The sequence below is a fragment of the Bacillus sp. CDB3 genome (assembly GCF_002081505.1).
GTDB classification, from domain to species: domain Bacteria; phylum Bacillota; class Bacilli; order Bacillales; family Bacillaceae_G; genus Bacillus_A; species Bacillus_A cereus_AT.
In genome coordinates this window covers 103,725-127,438 of sequence record NZ_ALBR01000011.1, presented here as the reverse complement: position 1 = coordinate 127,438, position 23,714 = coordinate 103,725, and the positions used below count along the sequence as shown (strand labels likewise).

Genomic DNA, 23,714 nt, shown 5'->3' with positions numbered 1-23,714 from the left:
TACCCCTCTCCCCGTTACTTTGAACGTTTATAAAATGGTGTTGGAACAACTACTGCTTTGACGCGTTTATTACGAATTTCAATTTCTACTTCTGTATCAACTGCTGCGTATTTTACATCAATTAGTGCTAAACCAATGCTTTTCTTTAACGTTGGAGATTGTGTACCACTCGTTACTTCCCCGATTTTTTCTTCCCCAATAAATACAGGGTAATGCGTACGAGGAATACCACGTTCGATTACTTCGATGCCGACTAACTTACGAGATGCACCGTTTTCCTTTTGCTCTTTTAACGTTTCTTTTCCAAAGAAGTCTGCTTCTTTATTTGGTTTTACCGCAAAGCCAATTCCTGCTTCAATCGGTGTAATATCTTTTGATAATTCTTGACCATAAAGTGGTAATGTTGCTTCGAAGCGAAGTGTATCACGAGCACCTAAACCACATGCCTTTAAGCCTTCTTCTGCTCCAACTTCAAGAAGTTTCTCCCAAAGTTTTGCAGCATCTTCACTCTTACAGTAAATTTCAAATCCATCTTCACCTGTGTAACCTGTACGAGATACAAGTGCAGGAATTCCATCTACAAGAATATCGTTTTTAAATTTAAAGAACTTAATTTCTTTCAAATCTTCTGACACAACTTTTTGTAAAATGCCTTCTGCTTTTGGTCCTTGAATTGCAAGCTGTGCAACTTCACTAGAAACATTGACTACTGTCGCATCGCCAATTACATGGCTAGCTAACCATTCGTAATCTTTCTCGATATTTGATGCATTGATTACTAATAAATAGTCTTCTTCACCACGTTTGTAGATTAATAAATCATCTACTGTACCACCATTTTCGTAGCACATAGCTGTATATTGTGCGCCTCCTACCTTTAAGGTAGAAACGTCATTTGTAACAACACGTTGTAAAAATGCTAAACTATCTACACCTTTTACCTCAACTTCTCCCATATGAGACACATCGAACAAACCTGCCGCTGTACGTACAGCTTCATGTTCTTCTTTAATGCTTGAAAATTGAACTGGTAACTCCCAACCACCGAAGTCGATTGTTTTCCCACCATACTTCGCGTATACATCAAATAACGGTGTACGTTGTAATGTAATCATGCTCTCTCCCCCTTATGCTCTGACAAATCAATAAAAGTTGTTTCCCTTATCTAAACATTTTCACTCTGAAAAGATAGGATATACGGAATCTCATTATATTTTTTTATGAAAGCGTAAATAAAAAATCACTTTCTTGGATAAAATACGAAAGATTCCATACATTTCACACCATTATCCTAACATTATTCGCTATATTTCATCAATATTCTAGCATAAAAAATAATTTAGAATTTTTTATTCTTAATCTTATTAAATACAACTTTTGAGATTTATCCCTTTATCTCGCATTAACTGGCAGTAAGACTCCCTCCTCAAAATTCAGCGAATGCGAGGAAGTTAGGTGGGAGATAACTGCCCGTAAATGCCCGATTCGTTCAACTAATAATCAGTGGGAATGAACCCTCCCCACTGTTTAAAGTTTCACTTTATCATTGCTTATTCTTTAATTTTTAGTAATTGTGATAATGCCTTATAACAAGGCTTATAATAAAGATTTTTTTAATAATCACTTTAGTTTATAAAAGGTGGGAGCGTCTGAATGAATGTCGATATTTCCGTAGATCGAACGTGGCAAAATAATTTTTTAAAAAGAATTGATGAAGATGGTCCTTGGACAAATTGGGATTTATATCAATTAGCTTATAAAACTGAAAAATCATTACTCGTCCCTACTTTTGATGGATTACAAGCACCAAAACACTTATCACATTTCACGCCACTTCCGCATCAATTAGAAGTCGCTCAAAATGTTATTGAACAAATGAATGGTAAAGCGATTTTAGCAGATGAAGTTGGACTTGGAAAAACAATCGAAGCTGGTCTTATTTTAAAAGAATATATGGTGCGGGGGCTTGTAAAAAAGGTACTCATTCTAGTTCCAGCTTCGCTCGTATCTCAGTGGGCATATGAACTAAATACAAAATTTTTTATTCCTGCGGTCGCTCAAAAGAAAAGTTATTCTTGGGAACAAGCTGATGTCATCGTTTCATCAATTGATACTGCGAAACGGTCGCCACATCGCGATATCGTTTTAAACTTAGAATATGACCTTATTATTATTGATGAAGCACATAAACTAAAAAATAATAAAACAAAAAACTATGAATTTGCACAACGATTAAAAAAGAAGTTTTGTTTATTACTAACCGCTACTCCTGTTCAAAATAAAATCGATGAAATCTTCAACCTCGTTTCTTTATTAAAACCAGGTCATTTAGGCAACCAATCTAATTTTGAAGAATATTATGCTTCAAAAAATCGCTCGGCTGAATCAGATGAAGATTTAAAAGCTCTCATCAACAAAGTAATGGTCCGAAATCGACGTCATAATACTGGAATTGATTGGCCAAAAAGGCATGTACGTACAATTTTTGTTGAGTTTAATGAAGAAGAACAAGCGTTATATAACGCGATTGAAAATTGGCGAGGTCAAGATGCCTTCACGTCGGCTTTCTCATCTTTAACTTTAAAACGGGAAGCATGTAGTAGTCGCGAAGCTGTTTACTATTCATTAAAAAAACATGTAGAAAAAAGACAGAAAGAAAATGAGCACTACATAAAGGAACCACATATCGATGTGTTAATGGACAAAATTAATCATATTCCTTTCAACTCAAAAGCAAATAAAGCTCTAGAGCTTATAAAAGAAATCGACGATAAAGTTGTCATTTTCACTGAATATAGAGCATCGCAAATGTATTTACAATGGTTCTTACAACAACATGGAATTTCCTCTGTTCCATTTCGTGGTGGATTTAAACGCGGAAAGAAAGATTGGATGAAGGAACTTTTCCAAAATCATGCTCAAGTGTTAATCGCGACCGAAGCCGGCGGTGAAGGAATTAACTTACAGTTTTGTAGCCATATGATTAATTATGACTTACCGTGGAATCCAATGAGACTCGAACAAAGAATTGGGCGTATTCATCGTCTTGGACAAAAAAATGATGTTCATATTTATAACTTAGCAACCAAGCATACTGTTGAAGAGCATATTTTAAAACTGCTGTATGAAAAAATTAATTTATTTGAACGAGTAATCGGTGAACTCGATGAAATTTTAACGAGAATCAACATGAAAAATATCGATGCGCATATTCAAGAAATTTTCGCACAGTCAAAAAGCGAAGGAGAAATTCGAATCAAAATGGAAAATTTAACATCTATTATCGATTTTGCGAAGCGCAATGAAGCAGAGGTGCAGGGCTATGCAGCAAAATGAAATTCATAATTACTTATATAACTTTTTTGAGGCGAATAACTGCGAAATTTTAGAACGTTCCCCTCACTTATTAGACGTGCAGTTAACAATTGAAATGGATAAATTATTAATGAACCGCCCTTTCTATTGGCACTATCTTGAAAAAACAGGAGGCGTTCCGAATCCGATGCGCCTTACTCTTATTACAAATCCAGAAAACGAAGAAAACGATGGTGAACTTATTCATTACGGTTCACCACGTTTGCATCAAATCTTTGAAACAACAAAAGAACTAGGCTCATACATACGGTTATACGAGGACGTGAAACATAGCGGGGCAACACATACCCCACTCCACCCTTGGCTTGGTGTAAATATTAAAGTATCTTATCAATGTGATCGAAAAAAAGACATCCTTCACTCCATTGGTATTCATCTCATTTCTGGCACAATGATTGCAAACTTTCATGAAACATTAACAAGCATTAAACTTACACCGAAAATACCTGACTTTTGTTTTACACTCTCGCCTATCATTAAACCGCAAAGCGGTTTACAACGTATAGAGGACGCTTTAAAGAATATAATTGCAGAAGATGACCATACGTGGGCGAAAGAAGCAAGAGTGCGCTGGAATCACGATTTAGATCTTTTAAATCGTTTTTATGAAGAAAGTGATGAACTTCCCGAAAGCTATGAAATTGAAAAACAAGCCTTGCAAGAACAATATGAACCCCGCATTACAGTACAAATTATTAACGGTGGGCTCTTTTATGTTACCGCGAATCATTTTCTATCTTAAAGAAGCTCCTTCTGCTTTAGAAGGAGCTTTATTTTGAGTTACTCTCTATCTTCATTACGCTCTTGTTGTTTTTGCTTTGCCATACGTTTTTGATACGCACGATCCTTTGCGCTCACATGATTTGCATCGGTTGGAAGGTTTTCTTTTGAACGTCCAATACCATTACTCATCTGTTCCACTCCTTCTTATGTCTTTCAAAATACACCCTTATTTTCAGCTAGAGGCACAATCCTTATACAAAAAAAATAAGAGCAGCCATTGGCTACTCTTATTCACTCACATATTTTTGAAACATATCATGGATGCCTTGATTTACGAGGTTCGAGATCTGCTCGTCAGATTTATTCGGATAACGATCACGCAATCTGATAGATGCCTTCACCATTAAATTTTCTAATACAGAACGGCCACCTTCTCCATAAATAATTTCAGCATATTTAACAAGCCTTCCATCCTCTACTGTTGCTGGATTATGATTGAAGAAAAATTTACTCATTGTCTCCACCTCTCTCTTTTGATAACGTTTACATTTATATAGATTATTTATGTTATTTATTTCACAATATTGTATGCATGTATATTTAATTAGTTTCATTATAAAGCAACATATCGATAGTAAATATGTGATTTTCCGTCCATTTTGTGAACAAACCAAAAATGAAAGCGTTTCCTTTATTATATACTAAAAAAACTTACTACGCTAGGGGCAATTTTTTCAATCTACTAATCCCTCAAAAAGTGATTTATTTTTTCTTTTCCCATTAAACCTTATACAATTTTCAGAAATTATATTATAAAATATATATATGACTTAAGGAGGCTGTATATGAATCAAAATAAAAAAGCTATATTAGATCTTGTCTTTTATCTCGTATTCCCATTCCTCATTTGGAAATTCGCAAAACCTTATATCGATCCTTATTACGCGATGTTAATTTCCTCTGCTCCGGGGATTATTTATACACTGTATACCTTTAAGAAAGAAAAACAGTTTAACATAACAGGGTTCTTTATTTTAATTACACTCATTTCTAATACAACAGTAGATTTATTATCTGGATCCGCTGAACGAATGTTGTGGAACGATGCGTATTATCACATCGTACTCGGTATTATCGTTATATGTACAATCTTTATAAAAAAACCACTGATGTTATATTTCGCTGCAGACATTGCTGCATTGCAAGGTCATGACCGCGATAAAAGTCGTGAGCTTTACCGAGATAGCCGTATATATCCAGCACTGCAATATTTAACACTATTTTTCGGTCTTCAATTTATATTAAAAAGTTTCTTAAAAATCTATTTCATCTCTGTTTTCGGTGTAGATGGATATGGTGAAATGAGAGCTATTATGACCGCTGTTGGGTGGGGCATTTCTATTTGTATTGGAATTGGATTTGTATGGGTAAACAATAAAATACATGCAGTTACTGAAAAAAAAGAGTCTGTGCAATAAAGTGAAACTTTAATCAGTTGGGGTGTTGTCCTTCCCCTACTGCCTCGCATTCGCCGGATTCTGAGGTGGAAGCCCTTACTGCCCGTTAATGCGAGATAAACAAAAAAATCCCCTAGCATCTTGTTATACTAGGGGATTTTTATTGGCTATACGCCTCACAAGTGAACGAAGAATGATTAACTTGATTTTTTTCTTTTATTTTTTACATTTCGATAAAACAAAGCAGCGCTCAATGGCATAACACCAAACCATTTGTTTAAGAATGGCTCTTTCTCCGCACGACGTTGTTCTTTCTTTTGTTTTCGATCCTCTTTTGGAGCATCCATATACGACACAAATTGCTGTGTCACAAAGCGTACATAATCATTAGTAGACATATTATCATCACCTCTACTTGATTAGTATGTCCACTTTTTTATTCATTAATCTTTTCCTTTAATTCATTCATGATTTGCTTTACCGACTTACTTGTCGTATCGATATGAATATGTGCCTCTTCATAATAAGCTCGGCGCGATTCGAATTTCGTTACAAATGCATCTATATTTTTTTTCTGAAATAGTGGACGTGTCGTATCTTCACGAAGCCTTTCTGCAATTACATGTGGATCACAGTATAAATACACGACAGTTCCATTTTCCTTCATCCACTTTCGATTTTCCTCTCGTTCAATAATCCCTCCACCAGTTGTAATAATTACATTCTGAACCGGTAGTGAACGTAACATCTCACTTTCATATTCCCGAAAAGCCATTTCGCCTTCTTCTGCAAAAATATGCCGAATTGCCTTCTCTTTCTTCTCTTCGATTTTTTGATCTGTATCTACAACATCGATATGAAGTTCTTTACTTAACGCTTTTCCAATTGTTGTTTTCCCGGCTCCCATATAGCCAGTTATGTATATAGATTTCATTTTCGTTCCTCTCAATCATCCGTTATTATTTGTTATTATAACGAAAGTTGTTGCTTTATTTAATAAAAAAACGTTTTGTTCTTCTTATACTATGAAGAACAAAACGTAACATACTCGCTATTTTCTCGCAATCAAACAAGCTGGTCACTTTTACTTATAAGTACCTCTTCTCACCCACTGCGTCGCAATCCACTTCTCGCCTTTCGTAACAGGTGCCCCTCCATGTAACGTAAGCTCATTTAGTGATTGATCTTGATAAAAATACTCAAAGTATACTGCCATTCCCTTTCTAGGATGCACAGAAAGATTTAATTTCGGAAAGAATGTTTCCCCGCCTTCTTCTACATCATTTAAGTACATGACAAGCGTACTAATACGATTATTAGCAGCTGATCTACTATGTTCCGCAAAATAATCATAGTGCGCTTTATATTGTTGATCCACTTCATAATTTAAAATGTGTAATCCTTCTCCATGCGACGCAGGAACATTCATGATAGATGAAATTCGTTTTTCAATCTTCTCAGTAAGTTCATTATCGTCCAAAAATGCACCACGACTCGTTCGAATATCATTTACATCACGTGATGAACCAACTTTTGAACGTGCTAACTTGCTTTTAGACAATTCAATTAATTCGTCACATTCTTCATCACTTAATACATTTCCTAACACGACAATAAGAGGTTCTTCGAATTTTGAAATAATTTGTATTTCCCTATCCTCTGTCATAATCGTATTTCCTTTATGATCAAAAATAGTTTGTTCCTTATTTTCGCCTATTTGATTGTTATTTGTCATTTCCTTATCTCCCTAGAAAAAATGATTGGATAGCATGAATATATCATATTCTTTCTACCTTTCTCTTTTTTGAGAAAATTTAAACTTTTGACTATCGTTTTATCCCTTTCCTCAAAGAAATTAACTCACTCCACAATAGGAATTAGTGGTTCTCTCCCGCTTATTTTACACACTATCCTTCTACCCAATCAAATATTTTATTATCCCTTTTCCTATAGCGAAAACTCACTGTATAGAAAACTCTCTGCTTTGTAACACATTGCAACGAAATGATAATAACATCATTTTCAAAGATGTACTTTCCACTCACTTCTCCTCTTTCATACTGAAACAAAAAAATATCCTCTTTTTCTTTTTGCTGTAAGTCTCTTTTTATATCTGAAATAGCTCGATCAATAAGTTCCTCCATGAAAAAATTTTGTTCTATTTCAGCATAAAATTTTTTATCCAAAAGTAACATATTCGTTTCGCACATCAAAAAAGAAATTAATAAAATAAGAAAAATAATTGTTCCTGGCATTGCAAATCCATCTTGTTTTCTCATGTTTCTGTCTCAATTTCACTATAGCGTACAACCACGCCTTCATATATTTCACCACCTATATCTTTCACACGTATATATAGCAACTGAGGTGTTAATTTATACGAAATCGCTTCAATCCTTTGTAATATAACTTCCCTTCCGCGCATATTTACTTTTCTTATTAAATTACTATTCACTTTTTCATACGTCACCTCATCATCATTACGAAGTTGGAAACGCAAAATATTCCCATCATTTTCTCGTTCTATCTTCCTCCCACTTATTACTTCACGAAACTCTAATTGCATTTGCCCTAAAAACACATCCCACTCCCAGTCATTTAATCCTTTTGAATGTGTATTTTCTATCCCCATAATATGAAGACGCGGTAAAATTAAAAAGAACATCGATAAAAGCAACAAACATGCAATCATTTCTATTAATGTAAATCCCGCTTCCTTTTTATCTTTTTTCTGCATAAAGGCATTGCTCCATCGCTTTTCCTCTCATATCTTTCCACACCGCACAAACTTCATCTCCTCTCCAATATGTGTAATATACAATCCCTTTTATGACTTGCTCTTTTTCTCGCTTTTCCCCATCCTCATACTTAAACAAGGCCGCTTCTTTTTTTAATAATATTAATGCTTTATAGCTCATGTTTATATTTTTTCTTTCCTGCATAATTAATAATGTTTGCGGGAGTAATAACGATACCGCCACCATTATTAAACTTAACGCTACAACCATTTCAACCATTACTGATCCTTTTTGACACTTCACGATACGTAAATCTCCCTCTTCCAAGCTGAAATACAATCTCATATTTATACCCTTGATAGGAAAGTAAAATCGTACCACCTCTATTAATATTTCCGCTCGGATTATATGTCATTGGATTTGGAAAGGTATGCAAATCAAATTGGATATCTTTATTGTATTCTCTCTTAACAATTAAAAAATCCGTCTCTGATTCCGAAATATAATACATCTGTTTCCCTTTAAACCAGCGTAACGTATAATGTTTTTGACGCTTAATTGCCAACTGCTGCATATACAAAACATCATTTGAAAACTGTTTTAAAAACTGCTCAACTCTTTGTTTTTCATGTAATGAAGTAACGTTAAAATACGTAACAACACTCAGTACAGAAATAGCAAATAAGACAAGTAGCATCTCTAAAAGAGTAAAACCTTTTTGCTTCACGATTTCCCTGCTGATACCGTGCCATCATCAGAAATATGGATTGGTTTACCTTTCGGACATTCATCAACAGCAATATATTTTTTAGTTTTTAATTCCTCGATTGTAGGTATTTTATTATTTTCGAGTTGATATGCCTGTATTTGTGCTTCTACAGATTTCACGTAGGCTTCACACCCTTTTTCCTGCACCGAGGATCGCTGCTTAACTACATTTGGAATAATTAATAGTAATAATACAGTTATGACAACCATAACTAACAACATTTCTAAAAGAGTAAAACCTTCTTCATTCTGCATGTAAATGCCCCCTAAATAGAATTCATCATTTGAAACATCGGCATAATCATCGCTAAATACATCAGAATGACTATAACCCCAAGACATGTAAATAAAATAGGTTGAATCACAAATAACATACGTTTAATTTTTTGTTCTACCTTTTCAATAATGAGCTCACTGTAATCACCAAGCTCATTTGCTAAATTACCGTTTGCTTGTCCATGCGTAATGATATAAGAAAGTTCTTTCTCGTAATAACCGTTTTTATCAATAATAGATTGTAACGGTTCTCCTGCAATTAATTGCCGCTTAATTCGGGCTGCTTCATACTGAAAGAACGGATGATACTTTTGCTTCATCATTATTGTTAATGCTTCGTGTACTGACAATCCACCGTGTAATAAACCACTTAATTGAGCGGAAAAATAATGCGAATGATTTAAAATAAGAAATGTTTTCATAAGGGGAATACGGATCATAATCTTTACCTTTTGAGTAGGCGGAAGTTTTCGAAAATAAAATATATATAAACTAAAGCCTGTTATAACGATAAGAAAAATGCTATAAATGAAGTAGGGTAATAATTTAATTGCAACTAAAATTTGCTCCGTAAGTGGTGGTGCTGTAGAATGTAAAGAACTATACATCATTTCAAACTGAGGCAATAAAATGAGGTTAAAAATAGAAAGCATAATCATTAAAAAGAACGATAAAAACATAGGATATCGTATTACTTTCATCATATCTTTCCTATATTTATCCTTCTTGTAAAGAAGTACACTCCCTTGTTGCAAAGCAAAAGACATGTCACCATGTCGCTCTGCATAAAACAAATAACTTAACACCTCAGGGTGAAACATTAATTGGTGAAAAGAAGCGTGCAAACTTTGTCCATTTTTCAATCCCTCGATCATACGCTGTAACTGTAGTTTCTTCCCTAATGGTAGTTGCAACTGCAAAAATTCTAACGCCTGCAAAAGTGAGTAACCTTTCTCTAATAAATCACTTAATCTTTTCCATAATAATGCTTGATCACTTAAACTCCATTTCCTCTTAAACATATACATCTTCTTCTAAAAATCCTAAAGCATACCCTTTTCGAACCGATGATTCCAACGTTTCATAGTGATACGTAACATGTTCTCCACTTGCTTCTTTAATCGCTTGTTTTAATTCATATCCATATAACAGTTCATAAATACTTGCCTGTCTCACTTGCCTCATTGATTTACATAAAGTTGAACACTTTCCTCTGCAAAATGGACATTTTAATTCGACGAGCCGCTGAGCAGCTACTGCTAATAATGATTGTTCAATTTCTTGTCTTGTAATACCATAATCCATAAATCGTAGTATCGCTCCTTTCGCATCATTTGTATGCAAGGTTGTCATTACTAAATGTCCCGTCAAACTGGCCCTTACAGCTACTTTTGCTGTTTCTTCATCACGAATTTCGCCAACTAAAATAATATCTGGATCATGACGCAAAATAGCCTTTAATCCCGTTTTATATGTGATACCAGCTTTTTCGTTTATTTGAATTTGTAATAAACCGTCTTTTCTTTGCTCAACTGGATCTTCCAGTGTAATGATGCGACGTGTTTGCCATTTTCTAGCTACTTCTAATAACGCATACATTGTTGTTGTTTTTCCAGAACCAGTCGGCCCAGTAAATACGAGTAACCCATGCGAATGCTTTAAAAAAGAGAGTAATTTTTCCGCTGAACTTGGAAATAACGAAAGGTGAGACAACGGCTGAGCAGATGCTTGTAAATGGAGACGAATAACGAGACTTTCTTGATATACTGTTGGAAGTGTTGAAAGGCGTAAATACACTTCTGATCCATCAATTTGCAAATATAATGAACCATTTTGAGGCTTTCTCCTCTCTCCTATATCCATTGATGCTAAAAACTTAAAGTGCGAAACAAGCTTTTCTCCAAATTCCTTTTCAATACACCGTTTCGTAATTAAATCTTTTCCTATCCGTAATTGAATCGCCACATCCTTCTGCCTGGGCACAATATGTAAGTCCGATGCTTGCACCCCACAAGCTTCTTTCATAATCATATTTGCAAAAAGCTCGATACCATTCATCAAATTTCCCTCCTCACCATGTATATATCATGAAAAGCTGCAAAACAAAAATTAGCAATTTTTTATTTTCACTAAGACAAAAAGGAAAAATATGTTTGTGAAATTATGAACAATTTCCGAATTATTGTCTAAAATTACCTATATAGAAGTTTATCTGTATTATAATGTTAATATCTTGGATAAAGTGATAAAGGTGGAGATCCTAATGGAACAAGCTTTAAAAATTACAGGTGTGTTATCTGACCCTACTCGTTATTATATTTATAAATATATTTCTCAAAAGCATAGTTACGTAACTGTACAAGAAATAGCAGATGAGTTTGACATTCATCCAAACGTAGCTCGTTTACATTTATCTAAATTAGAAGATGTTAATATGCTAAAATCAGAAACAAAAAAAACTGGGAAAGGCGGCAGGCCAAGCAGACTATACGTCTTGTCTCAGGATGTCATCCAGTTACAATTCCCATTTCGCGATTATCAATTATTAGCACAGATAGCATTTAATTCACTGCTAAGCTTAGGTAGCGCTGGTGAAAAAGCGCTATATGAAACAGGGAAACAATTCGGCAAAGAATTAATGCAACAACATATGCATCGCTTAAATGTAAGTGCAGAAGCATTGACGATAGAACAAAAAATGCAAATCGCAAAAGAAGCATTCTCAACAGCTGGTTTATCTCCTGCTTTTGAAATAAGTACGGATGGTACAAAAATTTTCTATGATGTACACAATTGCCCATTTAAAGAAGTTGCTGCGCATCATCCGACTGAAATTTGTAATATGCATGGAGATATGATGAAGGGAATTTTTGAAATCCTATTCCCGAACGTAGAATTAACTCGAAACGATAGTCTACTAGATGGATGCAAATCTTGTAACTATAAAGTGAAACTTTAATCAGTGGGGGTTTTGTTCTTCCCCTACTGATTATTAGCCCGCACCAATCGGGCGTTTACGGGCTGCCCGACTCCCACCTAACTTCTTTGCTCAAGCCGAATTTTGTGGTGGGAGTTTTACTGCCCGTTAATGCGGGATAAAGTTCAAATTTAGTTTTTCAACTAAGAAGAAGTCAATATTATAATTGGCTTCTTTCTTTTACATGAATGAATATTTACAATAGTTAGAAAAATAAACTATAATGAAGAGAGGTTTTACTTTTTTAGAAAAGGAGGGAGATGGCATGGAGCGCATGTTTCGCGTTCTCGGCTTTTGGACTGGAATTTTCTCGGTTATGTTTTACGTAGGGGATATGCATTCGACCGCACTACTATTTTTAGGACAAACAGGATTTTTCGTACTTTTAAGCTATTTAAAATTAACAGAGCGTATGTATATATACGTATTCGGGGCATATTTAACCGTTTTCTTCGTTGGATTTACATACTACACGACGTTTTTACTTGTCCCTGGAGCTGGACATTAAAGGGTGGCAATTTGCCATCTTTTTTTAATTCCGCAATTCCCTAGTTGACTTATAGGTTTTATTACCTTATATTCTATATAACAGATTGGAATTAGGGGGAATCGTCATGAATACACTGCTTGTCGGAATTAACGTTGCATTCATGCTCATTTTAGTTGGCGTATTATATTATATGCAACGTAAGCATGTATCTTTTAATAAACGTGTATTTACCGCTTTAGGAGTCGGAATTATATTTGGTCTTATATTACAATTTATTTATGAGCCTACTTCTACAGTAATTATTGAATCAAATACTTGGTTTGGCTTAATCGGTAACGGTTATGTGAAATTGCTCCAAATGATCGTTATGCCACTTATTTTAGTATCTATTATTTCAGCATTTACAAAATTACAATTAACGAAAAACCTTGGTAAAATCAGTGGTCTTATTATCGGAATTTTAATTCTTACTACAGGTATTGCTGCAGCTGTCGGTATCGCAGCAAGCGCAGGATTTGATGTATCAGCAACAGGATTACAACAAGGTGATGCAGAATCTGCTCGTCTGAAATTAGTAGAAGAAAGATTTACTTCTATTGAGAAGACAACAATTCCAGACAAATTATTAGAACTGTTACCTACAAATCCGTTTCTTGATTTAACAGGTGCTCGTCCAACATCAACAATTTCTGTTGTAATATTTGCAGCATTTATTGGTATTGCCTTTCTCGGTGTAAAAAGAAAGCATCCAGAACAAGCAGAGCTATTTAAGAAGATGCTTGATGCTGTATATGCAATCGTAATGCGTATGGTCACATTAATTTTACGTCTTACTCCATACGGCGTGTTAGCTCTTATGGCAAAAACAGTCGCTGGTAGCGATATTAACGCTATTTTAAAACTTGGTAACTTCGTGTTAGCATCTTACGTAGCTCTTATCGTAATGTTTATCATTCACTTATTATTAATCGCACTATCTGGTTTAAATCCAATTCAATATTTGAAAAAAGTATTCCCTGTACTAACATTTGCATTCACATCTCGCTCTAGTGCTGGTGCAATGCCATTAAATATTGAAGCACAAAAAGAAAAACTTGGTATTTCTGAAGGTATTGCTAACTTCGCAGCATCATTTGGGGTATCTATCGGTCAAAACGGTTGCGCAGGTATTTATCCAGCAATGCTTGCTATGATGGTCGCTCCAACTGTAGGAATTGATCCATTACAACCACAATTTATTTTAACTTTAATCGCTGTCGTTGCTATTAGCTCATTCGGTGTTGCTGGCGTTGGTGGCGGCGCAACATTCGCAGCGTTAATCGTACTATCTACAATGAACTTACCAATCGGCATTGTCGCTCTTGTTATCTCGGTTGAACCATTAATCGATATGGGTCGTACAGCTCTTAACGTAAGTGGTTCTATGACAGCTGGTCTTATTTCTAGTAAATGGCTTGGTGAATTAGATCAAGATACGTACAATCAAGATGATGTAAAAACTGGTGAAATTGCTTCATAATGAAAAGGACGCTAACAAAAATGTTAGCGTCCTTTTTCATTTCTCTCCATCTTCCTCTTTATCTTTTAAACACAGGGCATAACTTATTGTCTCAAACACTATGAATAACGCTCTACCGATTACTTCAGCCATGTTAAAAACACCACCTTTATATTAGAATAGATAATTATAAATAAATTATATATTCTTTCTGACTTTTATAAAAATTACATTTTTGTAATGTTTTACATTAAAATCCAAACTTTATTCTTCTACCAAAAACTCTTCTAGTTGCTCTTTTAACTCTTCCTCAATCTCATAGTAAGATTCCTCAACTAGTTCCCCTATTTTCTTACTCCCCCAAATCCGTGATTGAATTTGCATTCCCAAAAAGAGTCTTTCGCATTTCCAAATTGGAATATTGTGAAACTCAATCATCTCTTGTTCTTCATCTAATATAGCTACCGCAACTGATGAATAATAACCCCTCTCAAAGGGATTTTCTTTGTCTCTTACAAATCCCATATCTAATTCCATGTTTTTTTCTATGTATAAATGCGAATACTCTTTATAAAGTTTAAATGATATTCATTCTATGTCCTTTTCCATACATTGAATTTTCTCTTTCAATTCCAATGTAAAATCTTGTTCTTTATACTTCATTTCCTCCTCCTTACACATAGAAAAAGAGAATACAATAACATATTCTCTTTTCTCAAATATATTTCATTATCTCACAGCCCGTCCCTTTCACAAATAACCATTTTGCTCGCACCATTTATGAAATTGTCCTACATCTACTCCAACTAACACGATATCCTTTAGCTCTACATCAATACTTTGTTCTCCAATTACAATAGCAAAGTGGGATTCTAATTGTTTTTCGTTTTTCTTTACAGTTCCAATTCGGTTCCGATACGGTCCGTCTTTTATATATGCTTTTTGTCCTACAATATCAAAGTTCAAGATTCTCACCTCTTTTACTGCGCTCAAATTGGAAATACAATCTCCACCTCGAAAAATTTCCTTTCATTGCACTATTTCTCTATATATATGACGAAACAATAAAAGAGTCCTTCCTTCTTTACAATTATTTTTTCTTTGTTTCATTTTTATGATTGAAACGTAAAGTTTATAATAAAATACACTTGGAAGCGCTTTCTGTGTAATTTTTTATGTTATAATATAAAAGTAGAACTTCGTAAAGAGGGTTAAAAAATGAATACAAAAATGATTAACAAAGTAATTGAAGCATTAAAAGTATATGGCTTTCAGGATGTATCATTCTGTGAAGAAACGAAGCAATTCTTATTTCATAACGAAACCGATATTATGAGCGGCTATGCAAAAATAACATATAGTAGTCAATTCGAAAAATTCAACGTACAAATTCATCCAATTGAAACACATCACCAAGCAGAGTTACAAGAGGTTGAAAGACATATACAAGCTTGCATACGAAAAGTAGAGTATTTAAATGCACTTCTTACTGGACAAACAAAGCTAGATGATAAAATTATTATTATGTAAAAAAAGAACGTGATATCCTCACGTTCTTTTTCTTTATATGTTCATTTTTTCTTTCAGTTGTAATCCTGTAACGGATTGTAATACATCCATCACCTCTCCAAAAGTCATATCAAAAATTGTTTTATCTTCTATGTACGGGAATTGTCTAAAACGCTTTTCTAACATTTTCACTGCATCCGATGTGAAATTTGCGCTATCAATGCCAAATTCTGTTTCAAGAAGCACGATCCAATCTAACACGTGAAAACCTAATCCATTTACGAATGAAATAAGTTTTTCTTCTGGCTGTGAAGCTAAGAATACGTTTCGCTCCATCTCACTAAATAGTTCTTCTCCTAAAATTTCTGCTAACTCATCATCATGTTCGCGTTCAATAATCTCTTCATAACCGTAATCATCAACAAGCTCTTCTACTTCTTCACCATCCGCAAAAAGCAATTGACTAAGAATTGCATCTTTCTTAAATTCACTGTTTTGTACAACTTCTAAAAAACTTGTTTCCCATCCATTTTCTAATTTCATATGTATAACTCCTTTATATACTTTACTTATAATCACTGTGCCCAAAAGATCCCTTTTATAACCTTCTAGGTAATTACTAATATTCCATATGCTTCATAACATAAGATGCAAACTCAGCTGCATCTCCTTCAAAAATATTTATCTCTGGTAAATGATAAAACGTTGTTTGGAGCGGGTTTCCTTCATGATACATATATACCTTTTTCTCTAGCGCAATCGCCATTCCAAACTCTGTATGACTTCCATTTCCGCCATCTAATATAAGTAAAAAGACATCTGCTTCTTTTATAGCATTCTTCTCTGCCTGGCCAATTGCTCTTAATTGTTCCTGATTAACTGCTCTTTCATTTTGGGTCCAATCATATGTATGGTACCATCCTGAATTTTTCAGTTCATTCGCTATAAAGCGTACAAGATACTTATTTTGAAATCCCGAAGCAATATAAAATTTCATCTATATCCACTCCTTATATAAATGGGGAAACTCCGTTTTAGCGTTAATAGGATTTTTTTCAAAAAAAATCCCCATCTTTAGAACTTATTTGCGTTTAAATGATGGGGTGCTTCATGGTCTTCTTTTATTTTTTGTTTTTTATAACTTTCATCAGCTAACATTTCTAGTTCAGCTGTTATCTCTGATTTTTCAAGCTCTCGTTCTTGTGAAAATTTCCGTGAAATATAAACAATAACACTACCAACGTACAACACAAAGCATATAATAAGTGCAGTATTTTCATAGAGACTTAGCTCCAACACAGTCACTCCTAATCCATTCGTATTTTCACGCTTAATCAATTGGAATTTCCCTACTAACCATTTGTTATCCCGCTATTTGAGGGCAGTAAGACCCCCACCTCAAAATTCAGCAAAAGCAAAGAAGTTAGATGTGGGATTAACTGCCCGTAAAAGCCCGATTGGTTCAAATAATAATCAGTGGGGATGCCCCCCACTGATTAAAGTTTCACTTTATTGTAACATAAAAATATCAATTCTTGGAATCTTTCATCCTATTAAAAAAGGCATGATTATATAATCATGCCTCTGAAATATGTTGAATGATAGTTTTAATTGCTTCTTTTCCATTATATTTTTTTAATGCTGTTTTATACGTTTCATTATTATGAGATAGCTGCTCTATATGCTTTATAAGCGAGTTCACCGTTACATCCTCTTCATATAATACCGATGCATACCCTTGTCTTTCAAAGGATTCCGCATTTAAAATTTGGTCTCCACGGCTTGCAAATTTCGATAACGGAATTAAAACCATTGGCTTTTGCAATGTTAAAAACTCAAAAATTGCATTGGAGCCCGCACGCGAAATAACAAAATCTGTTGCCGCTAATATGTCTGGCAACTCCCCATGTACATATTCAAATTGTCTATATCCTTCTTTATTTTGTAAACTCTCATCAAGATTACCTTTTCCGCAGAGATGAACAATTTGATACTTTTTAAGAAGTTCTAGCAACGCCTCTCGAACTGTTTCGTTAATTTTCTTCGCGCCTAAACTTCCTCCCATGATCGTAATAACCGGCTTTTTACGTGAAAACCCTAGAAACTCTAAACCTCTTTCACGATTTCCGCTTACTACGTCTTCACGTACAGGCGATCCTGTATATATTACTTTTTCTTTCGGTAAATGTTTCGCTGCTTCTTCAAATGTAACAAATATTTTCGAGGCAAAACGGAGCGCAATTTTATTTGCTAGTCCAGGTGTCATATCAGATTCATGTAGCAAAACTGGCACCCTATTTAGCCATCCTCCAATTACGACTGGTACAGATACGAAACCACCTTTTGAAAAAATAACATCCGGCTTTAATTTACGAATTGTTAAGTACGCATCCATAACACCCTTCATTACGAGAAAAGGATCTTTTATATTCTTCAAATCAAAATAACGACGTAGCTTCCCGCTTGCAATACTATAGTAAGGTATTCCTTCTTTTTCTATAATCGTTTTCTCAATCCCTTGATGAGAACCAATATAAGAAATGTCCCAGTTTTTTTCCTGTAAATGTGGAATAATTGCTAAATTAGGTGTTACATGTCCTGCCGAACCGCCACCTGTAAAGACTATTTTTTTCATACGTCTCCCCCTTCTACACTATAGTACACTAAAATATCTTGCCTCAGGGTGAGAAAATACCATAGCCGTTACAGACGCTTCTGGCTCCATCATAAATCCTTCTGTTAATGAAATACCTATTTCTTCTGGATGAATTAAGCGAAACAATTTTTCTTGGTCAGCTAGTTCTGGACATGCTGGATAACCAAATGACACGCGAATCCCTCTATATTTTGTACGGAAACGTTCTTCCATCGTCAGTTCAGGTGAGTCTGGAATGCCCCAACGATCACGAATGAGCATATGTGTTTTTTCAGCAAGTCCTTCTGCTAATTCAAGCGCTAACGATTGAATGGCGTGACTGCGTAAATAATCACCCTTCGCCTTCCACTCTTCAGCAATGTCCCGAACTCCTTCCCCAACAGTAACAGATAAGAACGCAACATAATCCATCTCATCTCCAATAGGGCGTAAATAATCACCTAAAGTACGATATGGTGCTTTTCCTTGTCTTGGGAATGTGAAACGCTCTATAATACGCGTATGATCTTCTGGGTCATATATTACAATGTTTTGTCCGTCGCTTTGCGCTGGGAAAAATTGATACACGGCTTTCGGTTTTAACCAAGATTGTCCTTCTCGCAATAATTCGTCTATTAAATCATTTAATTCGTGCGCTCTTTTGTCTCCCTCTTTCAAAAGCTTCTTCACATTTCCTTTTAATCCAAGGTGATGTCCAAGGAGCATTTGTCTATTTAGAAACGGAGCAAGATGTGCAACGGGTATATCACGTAATACAATTCGTTTTGTTGAGTCCGGCACTATAACCGCTGATTTTGGCAATGGCTCAATTACTGCTGGAATTTCTACTTTTTTCTCTTCTTTTGTTACGATATGAAGATGACGTTCTTTTTTATCCTGTTTCATCTTCTCACGCTCTTCTTCTTTTTGAAGCTTATTAATAATATCAAGACCTGTCATTGCATCACTCGCATAACATACGAGCCCTTTATATGATGGAGAAATACGATTATCTGTGAACTTTCTCGTTAGTGCTGCGCCACCTACAACAATTGGAATATCAATATTCGCCGCTTTTAGATCTTCAGCAGTTGTTACCATTTGTTGTGCCGACTTTACTAACAGGCCAGAAAGACCAATAATATCAGGTTTCTTTTCTTGCACTTCTTGAACGATTCGATCCGATCGGACATTAATTCCTAAATTAATAATTTCATATCCGTTATTCGATAAAATAATTTCAACAAGATTTTTCCCAATATCATGTACGTCACCTTTTACAGTCGCTAATAATACTTTCCCTTTTTTCGCGCTATCACTAGACTCCATATGTGGCTCTAAATAGCTTACGGCAGCTTTCATACTTTCGGCACTTTGCAATACTTCAGCAACGATAAGCTCATTATTATTAAATAGTCGCCCTACCTCATCCATTCCTGTCATAAGCGGGCCATTAATAATATCTAACGGTTTTCTTCCTTCTGTAAGTGCGAGACTTAAATCTTCGTGTAATCCTTGCTTCGTACCTTCTATAATATAGTTTGCTAATCGTTCATCCAGCGTTAGTGTTTCTTGTACAACGACATCTTTCTTTTTGGCAACACGGTAAAAGTTTGTAAATTCTTCTAACGTCTCTTTCGTCGTTTCAAATAACAATGCATCTGCAAGACGTTTTTCTTCCTCTGGAATTGACGCATAGCGCTCCAATTTTTCCGTATTAACAATCGCATAATCTAATCCTGCTTTCGTTGCATGATATAGAAAGACCGAATTTAATACTTCACGGCCCGCGGGCGGTAAACCAAATGATATATTACTTACACCTAAAATCGTTAAACATTCTGGTAACGCTTCTTTAATAAGACGAATTCCTTCTATAGTCGCTGCCGCTGAACCTATATATTCTTCATCACCTGTCCCTACAGGAAACACAAGCGCATCAAAAATAATATCAGATGGACGTATACCATACTTCTTCGTTAGTAACTCATAGCTTCTTTTCGCAATTTCTATCTTTCGTTCTGCACTAACTGCCATACCGTCTTCATCAATTGTTCCTACAACTATAGCGGCACCGTATTTCCGAAGAAGAGGTGTCACTTTTTCAAAACGTTCTTCTCCGTCTTCTAAATTAATAGAATTGATAACACCTTTTCCTTGAATATAAGTTAGAGCTCTTGCCATAACATTTTCATCTGTTGAATCAATCATAATCGGTACTTTTAATACTTTCGTAACTTCTGCCAAAAATCTTTCCATATCTTCTATTTCATCACGGTCAGGGTCTGCCATACAAATATCAATAATATGAGCATTCTTCTTCACTTGCGCTCTTGCCACTTCAGCTGCCTCTTCAAATTTCCCTTCTGCTACTAATCTTTTAAACTTGCGTGATCCAATTACGTTCGTCCTTTCTCCAACAAATAACGGTCTCATAGAATCATCATATTGCAACGCCTCTAATCCACTAACTCCATGCCCTTCTCGTTCATGTTGTTCACGCGGCTTAAGAGATGCTAACACGGATTTCATTGCACTTATATGTTCTGGTGTTGTACCACAACAACCACCAATAATATTAACCCATCCTTCTTCGGCAAATCGCTTTACTTTTTCCGCGAGAGAAGATGGAGATTCATGATAATGTCCATCTTCATCAGGAAGACCTGCATTTGGATAGCAAGAAATATAACACTCCGATAAATCAGATAATGAACGAATATGTTCCCTCATAAATTCCGGACCAGTCGCACAGTTTAATCCAACCGATAACGGCTTCATATGCTCTATCGATAAATAAAAGGCTTCTATCGTTTGACCCGCTAAAGTCGTTCCCATCGGTTCAATCGTTCCAGAAATCATAATAGGAACCGTTTTATTTAGTTCATCAAAAGCTGCTTGAATTCCAATATAAGCAGCTTTCACATTACGCATATCTTGACTCGTCTCCACAAGTAATACATCAATTTCGCCCCTCAATAACCCTCTCGCCTGCCTTGTATAGGCTTCAATCAGTTCCTCAAATGTAACTCCTCCTGTAACACTAATCGCTTTCGTTGTCGGCCCCATAGCACCTGCAACATATACTTCCTTCCCGCTTTCTTTAACAGCTTGCTTCGCCAATAGTGCTGCCTTTTCATTTAGTTCTTCATCTAAATGAGACAACTCATAATCACTTAATACGATATTCGTCGCACCAAATGTATTTGTTTCAATGATGTCAGCTCCAGCTTCAATATAAGCTTTATGGATCTTTAAAATAACATCTGGTCTTGTTTCTACTAAATATTCATTACACCCTTCGTACTCTTCTCCTCCGAAATCTTCCGCAGTTAAGTCCTCTTGCTGTATCATCGTCCCCATTGCACCATCTAATATTAGAATGCTAGTTTGTAATCTTTCTTCTATACACTTCATCAATTAATACCCTCTTTCACTTCTTGCTTTTCCCTTACATATTTCACGAGATGTTCTGTAATTTCATATTTTAAAAATGGTGTAATAAGATAAACACCGTTAAAGTATTTCATCGCCGTATCGATTAACTCTTGTGAAATACGAATCCCTTCCTCAATAGCGGACTCTTTCGTTTCGTGTCCATCCATTCTCTCTCGTATTTCTTCAGGAAGAGTAATACCTGGCACCTCAAAATGAAGAAAATCTGCATTCCGCTTACTTACTAAAGGCATAATTCCAATAAAGATAGGTTGTTCCAAATGCTTTGTCGCTTCATACACTTCCTCAATTAACGCTATATCGTAAATTGGCTGAGTTAAGAAATATTCCGCTCCAGCATCTATTTTCCGTTCCATTCGCTTAACCGCTGCTTTTAAATGTCTTACATGCGGATTAAACGCACCGCCGACAGAAAATCTTGTTGCTGGACCAATTGATTTCCCTAAAATGGAACGCCCGTCGTTCATTTCTTTAATCATTTTAATTAACTCAATAGAGGACAAATCATATACAGAAGTTGCACCTGGGAAATCGCCAACACGCGCTGGATCACCAGTTAAAGCTAGCACTTCCTCCATCCCTAACGCCGATAAACCTAATAAATGAGATTGTAGCCCAATGACGTTATGGTCTCTACACGTTAAATGAGTCAATACCGGAATATCATGCTTCGTTAATAATGCACCCATTGCCATATTAGAAACGCGAGGCGATGCTAGTGAATTATCTGCTAGAGTAATAGCGTCTGCCCCAGCTCTTTTCAATGCTCTTGCCCCTTCAAAAAAACGCTGCGTGTCTAATGTTTTCGGTGGGTCTAGTTCCACTACAACTGTCGTTTGTTTCTTTGCTTTCTCTGCTAGAGTGACGTGAGATTTCGAACGTTTCTCGTGTGTATGAACTACTTTTGGTCTTTGAATCGTGTCTTTTTCTATTACAGGCGTAACATTTAGAGTAGCACGCTTCATACTTTCAATATGTTCTGGAGTAGTACCACAACAACCACCCAATAACCGAATACCTTGCTCAATAAATTTCGGTGTCATCGCTTCGAAATAAGCCGGACTTCCCTCATATACGTAACGTCCCTCCACATAATTCGGGAGACCTGCATTTGGATATGCTGACAAGTAGCCATTTTGAGGAATCGATATCATTTTAAAAGCTTCCGTCATATGAAGTGGCCCTAGTTGGCAGTTCAATCCAACAACATTCGCACCGTAATCTAAAAGCTGTTTTAATATTTCATTTACATCATTTCCATTTTGAGTCGTACCTGCCTCATGTAACGCTAATTGGGCTACAATTGGAATATTCGTTTGTTTTCGTAACACCTTAACAGCATGAAGTAATTCAAATTCATCATAGAAAGTCTCTAATAGCAATCCATCAACCTGTTCTTCTAGTAAAGCACCTGCCTGCTCAAGTAACATAAACTCCCTTTCCATATCAGTTGTTGTAACAGCTCCGATATGTTTCATACCACCAATTGTTCCTAAAATTGCATTTCTTTCTGTAACAGATGCTTTCGCAATCTTCACTGCTGCTTTATTAATTTGAACAACTTGATTCTCTAAGCCATACATACGTAATTTCGCTTCATTTGCCCCATACGTATTCGTTTGGATAACATCCGCTCCAGCAGCTACATATTGTTTATGAATCGATATAATTAAGTCCGGATCAGACAAATTCAATTCTTCAAAACTACTTTGTAAACCATGCGAATGTAATAATGTTCCAACCGCACCATCACCTATTACAATTCCTTTTGATAATAAATCTAGTAATTTCACGAATCTCCCTCATTTCTAT

At 35.5% G+C, this 23,714-nt stretch carries 28 protein-coding genes and 1 pseudogene; 8 read left to right on the top strand and 21 right to left on the bottom strand.

Annotated features, from left to right (window positions below; genetic code table 11):
- Positions 1 to 14 precede the first annotated feature (14 nt).
- Positions 15 to 1,115, bottom strand: a complete 1,101-nt coding sequence (gene gcvT / locus CDB3_RS02885) for a glycine cleavage system aminomethyltransferase GcvT (RefSeq protein ID WP_000631767.1) — start codon at positions 1,113 to 1,115, stop codon at positions 15 to 17.
- A gap of 538 nt (positions 1,116 to 1,653) precedes the next feature.
- On the opposite strand from gcvT, the gene CDB3_RS02880 reads away from it, so the two are divergent.
- Both CDB3_RS02880 and CDB3_RS02875 read left to right on the top strand, forming a co-directional pair.
- Entirely contained in the window at positions 1,654 to 3,336 is a 1,683-nt protein-coding gene (locus tag CDB3_RS02880) for a DEAD/DEAH box helicase (protein ID WP_097830706.1), read from the top strand.
- A complete protein-coding gene (locus CDB3_RS02875) occupies positions 3,323 to 4,117 on the top strand; it encodes a YqhG family protein (protein WP_097830705.1) in 795 nt (264 codons plus the stop codon). Before CDB3_RS02880 ends, CDB3_RS02875 begins: the two co-directional genes overlap by 14 nt.
- 38 nt (positions 4,118 to 4,155) lie before the next feature.
- Here the strand turns inward: CDB3_RS02875 and CDB3_RS32145 are convergent, their stop codons facing one another.
- Entirely contained in the window at positions 4,156 to 4,287 is a 132-nt protein-coding gene (locus CDB3_RS32145) for a hypothetical protein (protein ID WP_000064668.1), read from the bottom strand.
- Positions 4,288 to 4,385: 98 nt separating this feature from the next.
- A complete protein-coding gene (locus tag CDB3_RS02870) occupies positions 4,386 to 4,613 on the bottom strand; it encodes a hypothetical protein (protein WP_128853413.1) in 228 nt (75 codons plus the stop codon).
- Positions 4,614 to 4,686: 73 nt separating this feature from the next.
- Between CDB3_RS02870 and CDB3_RS02865 the strand changes: the two genes are divergently transcribed.
- On the top strand, positions 4,687 to 4,803 hold the full coding sequence (locus CDB3_RS02865) for a hypothetical protein (protein ID WP_003279814.1): 117 nt from the start codon (positions 4,687 to 4,689) through the stop codon (positions 4,801 to 4,803).
- Between the two features lie 140 nt (positions 4,804 to 4,943).
- Positions 4,944 to 5,576 (top strand): VC0807 family protein, encoded by a 633-nt coding sequence (locus CDB3_RS02860; protein WP_128853412.1) that lies wholly within the window; start codon positions 4,944 to 4,946, stop codon positions 5,574 to 5,576.
- A gap of 176 nt (positions 5,577 to 5,752) precedes the next feature.
- Here the strand turns inward: CDB3_RS02860 and CDB3_RS02855 are convergent, their stop codons facing one another.
- The 10 genes from CDB3_RS02855 to comGA form a co-directional block, all read right to left on the bottom strand.
- Positions 5,753 to 5,953, bottom strand: a complete 201-nt coding sequence (locus tag CDB3_RS02855) for a YqzE family protein (protein ID WP_071747116.1) — start codon at positions 5,951 to 5,953, stop codon at positions 5,753 to 5,755.
- A gap of 38 nt (positions 5,954 to 5,991) precedes the next feature.
- A complete protein-coding gene (locus CDB3_RS02850) occupies positions 5,992 to 6,489 on the bottom strand; it encodes a shikimate kinase (RefSeq protein WP_128853411.1) in 498 nt (165 codons plus the stop codon).
- Positions 6,490 to 6,639: 150 nt separating this feature from the next.
- On the bottom strand, positions 6,640 to 7,290 hold the full coding sequence (locus CDB3_RS02845) for a 2OG-Fe(II) oxygenase (protein WP_128853410.1): 651 nt from the start codon (positions 7,288 to 7,290) through the stop codon (positions 6,640 to 6,642).
- A 172-nt stretch (positions 7,291 to 7,462) separates the two neighbouring features.
- Positions 7,463 to 7,834 (bottom strand): competence type IV pilus minor pilin ComGG, encoded by a 372-nt coding sequence (gene comGG / locus CDB3_RS02840; RefSeq protein ID WP_097830701.1) that lies wholly within the window; start codon positions 7,832 to 7,834, stop codon positions 7,463 to 7,465.
- Positions 7,831 to 8,292, bottom strand: coding sequence for a competence type IV pilus minor pilin ComGF (gene comGF, locus CDB3_RS02835; RefSeq protein WP_128853409.1), 462 nt, complete (start codon positions 8,290 to 8,292; stop codon positions 7,831 to 7,833). Before comGF ends, comGG begins: the two co-directional genes overlap by 4 nt.
- A complete protein-coding gene (locus tag CDB3_RS02830) occupies positions 8,276 to 8,572 on the bottom strand; it encodes a type II secretion system protein (RefSeq protein WP_128853468.1) in 297 nt (98 codons plus the stop codon). The genes comGF and CDB3_RS02830 overlap by 17 nt, the downstream gene beginning before the upstream one ends.
- Complete coding sequence (comGD, locus tag CDB3_RS02825) at positions 8,565 to 9,020, bottom strand: competence type IV pilus minor pilin ComGD (RefSeq protein WP_128853408.1); 456 nt, start codon at positions 9,018 to 9,020, stop codon at positions 8,565 to 8,567. The genes CDB3_RS02830 and comGD overlap by 8 nt, the downstream gene beginning before the upstream one ends.
- Positions 9,017 to 9,316: a competence type IV pilus major pilin ComGC gene (gene comGC / locus CDB3_RS02820; RefSeq protein WP_002145747.1), complete on the bottom strand. Its 300-nt coding sequence runs from the start codon at positions 9,314 to 9,316 to the stop codon at positions 9,017 to 9,019. The genes comGD and comGC overlap by 4 nt, the downstream gene beginning before the upstream one ends.
- Before the next feature lie 11 nt (positions 9,317 to 9,327).
- Entirely contained in the window at positions 9,328 to 10,365 is a 1,038-nt protein-coding gene (comGB, locus tag CDB3_RS02815; protein WP_128853407.1) for a competence type IV pilus assembly protein ComGB, read from the bottom strand.
- Positions 10,352 to 11,395, bottom strand: coding sequence for a competence type IV pilus ATPase ComGA (comGA, locus tag CDB3_RS02810; protein ID WP_128853406.1), 1,044 nt, complete (start codon positions 11,393 to 11,395; stop codon positions 10,352 to 10,354). Before comGA ends, comGB begins: the two co-directional genes overlap by 14 nt.
- Positions 11,396 to 11,600: 205 nt before the next feature.
- Between comGA and CDB3_RS02805 the strand changes: the two genes are divergently transcribed.
- The 3 genes from CDB3_RS02805 to CDB3_RS02790 all read left to right on the top strand — a co-directional run bounded on the left by CDB3_RS02805 (position 11,601) and on the right by CDB3_RS02790 (position 14,323).
- Positions 11,601 to 12,296 (top strand): helix-turn-helix transcriptional regulator, encoded by a 696-nt coding sequence (locus CDB3_RS02805; RefSeq protein ID WP_000434127.1) that lies wholly within the window; start codon positions 11,601 to 11,603, stop codon positions 12,294 to 12,296.
- Positions 12,297 to 12,579: 283 nt separating this feature from the next.
- Positions 12,580 to 12,822, top strand: a complete 243-nt coding sequence (locus CDB3_RS02795; RefSeq protein WP_128853405.1) for a DUF2626 domain-containing protein — start codon at positions 12,580 to 12,582, stop codon at positions 12,820 to 12,822.
- 106 nt (positions 12,823 to 12,928) lie between these two features.
- Positions 12,929 to 14,323 (top strand): L-cystine transporter, encoded by a 1,395-nt coding sequence (locus CDB3_RS02790; protein ID WP_128853404.1) that lies wholly within the window; start codon positions 12,929 to 12,931, stop codon positions 14,321 to 14,323.
- Between the two features lie 243 nt (positions 14,324 to 14,566).
- On the opposite strand, the pseudogene CDB3_RS02785 reads toward CDB3_RS02790, so the two are convergent.
- Positions 14,567 to 14,965 (bottom strand): annotated as a pseudogene (locus CDB3_RS02785) (hypothetical protein).
- Between the two features lie 87 nt (positions 14,966 to 15,052).
- Positions 15,053 to 15,268, bottom strand: a complete 216-nt coding sequence (locus CDB3_RS02780) for a DUF3912 family protein (RefSeq protein ID WP_128853403.1) — start codon at positions 15,266 to 15,268, stop codon at positions 15,053 to 15,055.
- A 252-nt stretch (positions 15,269 to 15,520) separates the two neighbouring features.
- Between CDB3_RS02780 and CDB3_RS02775 the strand changes: the two genes are divergently transcribed.
- On the top strand, positions 15,521 to 15,832 hold the full coding sequence (locus CDB3_RS02775; protein WP_128853402.1) for a hypothetical protein: 312 nt from the start codon (positions 15,521 to 15,523) through the stop codon (positions 15,830 to 15,832).
- 33 nt (positions 15,833 to 15,865) lie between these two features.
- Here CDB3_RS02775 and CDB3_RS02770 read toward each other — a convergent pair whose 3' ends face one another.
- The 6 genes from CDB3_RS02770 to CDB3_RS02740 form a co-directional block, all read right to left on the bottom strand.
- Positions 15,866 to 16,354: a hypothetical protein gene (locus CDB3_RS02770; RefSeq protein ID WP_128853401.1), complete on the bottom strand. Its 489-nt coding sequence runs from the start codon at positions 16,352 to 16,354 to the stop codon at positions 15,866 to 15,868.
- Positions 16,355 to 16,430: 76 nt separating this feature from the next.
- Positions 16,431 to 16,808 (bottom strand): nucleoside 2-deoxyribosyltransferase, encoded by a 378-nt coding sequence (locus CDB3_RS02765; RefSeq protein WP_128853400.1) that lies wholly within the window; start codon positions 16,806 to 16,808, stop codon positions 16,431 to 16,433.
- 77 nt (positions 16,809 to 16,885) lie between these two features.
- Entirely contained in the window at positions 16,886 to 17,146 is a 261-nt protein-coding gene (locus CDB3_RS02760; RefSeq protein ID WP_083596079.1) for a DUF3966 domain-containing protein, read from the bottom strand.
- A 241-nt stretch (positions 17,147 to 17,387) separates the two neighbouring features.
- Positions 17,388 to 18,446 (bottom strand): undecaprenyldiphospho-muramoylpentapeptide beta-N-acetylglucosaminyltransferase, encoded by a 1,059-nt coding sequence (locus tag CDB3_RS02750; protein WP_128853398.1) that lies wholly within the window; start codon positions 18,444 to 18,446, stop codon positions 17,388 to 17,390.
- Positions 18,447 to 18,464: 18 nt separating this feature from the next.
- Complete coding sequence (metH, locus tag CDB3_RS02745) at positions 18,465 to 21,863, bottom strand: methionine synthase (protein ID WP_128853467.1); 3,399 nt, start codon at positions 21,861 to 21,863, stop codon at positions 18,465 to 18,467.
- Positions 21,863 to 23,695, bottom strand: coding sequence for a bifunctional homocysteine S-methyltransferase/methylenetetrahydrofolate reductase (locus CDB3_RS02740; protein ID WP_097830687.1), 1,833 nt, complete (start codon positions 23,693 to 23,695; stop codon positions 21,863 to 21,865). The genes metH and CDB3_RS02740 overlap by 1 nt, the downstream gene beginning before the upstream one ends.
- Positions 23,696 to 23,714: the final 19 nt, after the last annotated feature.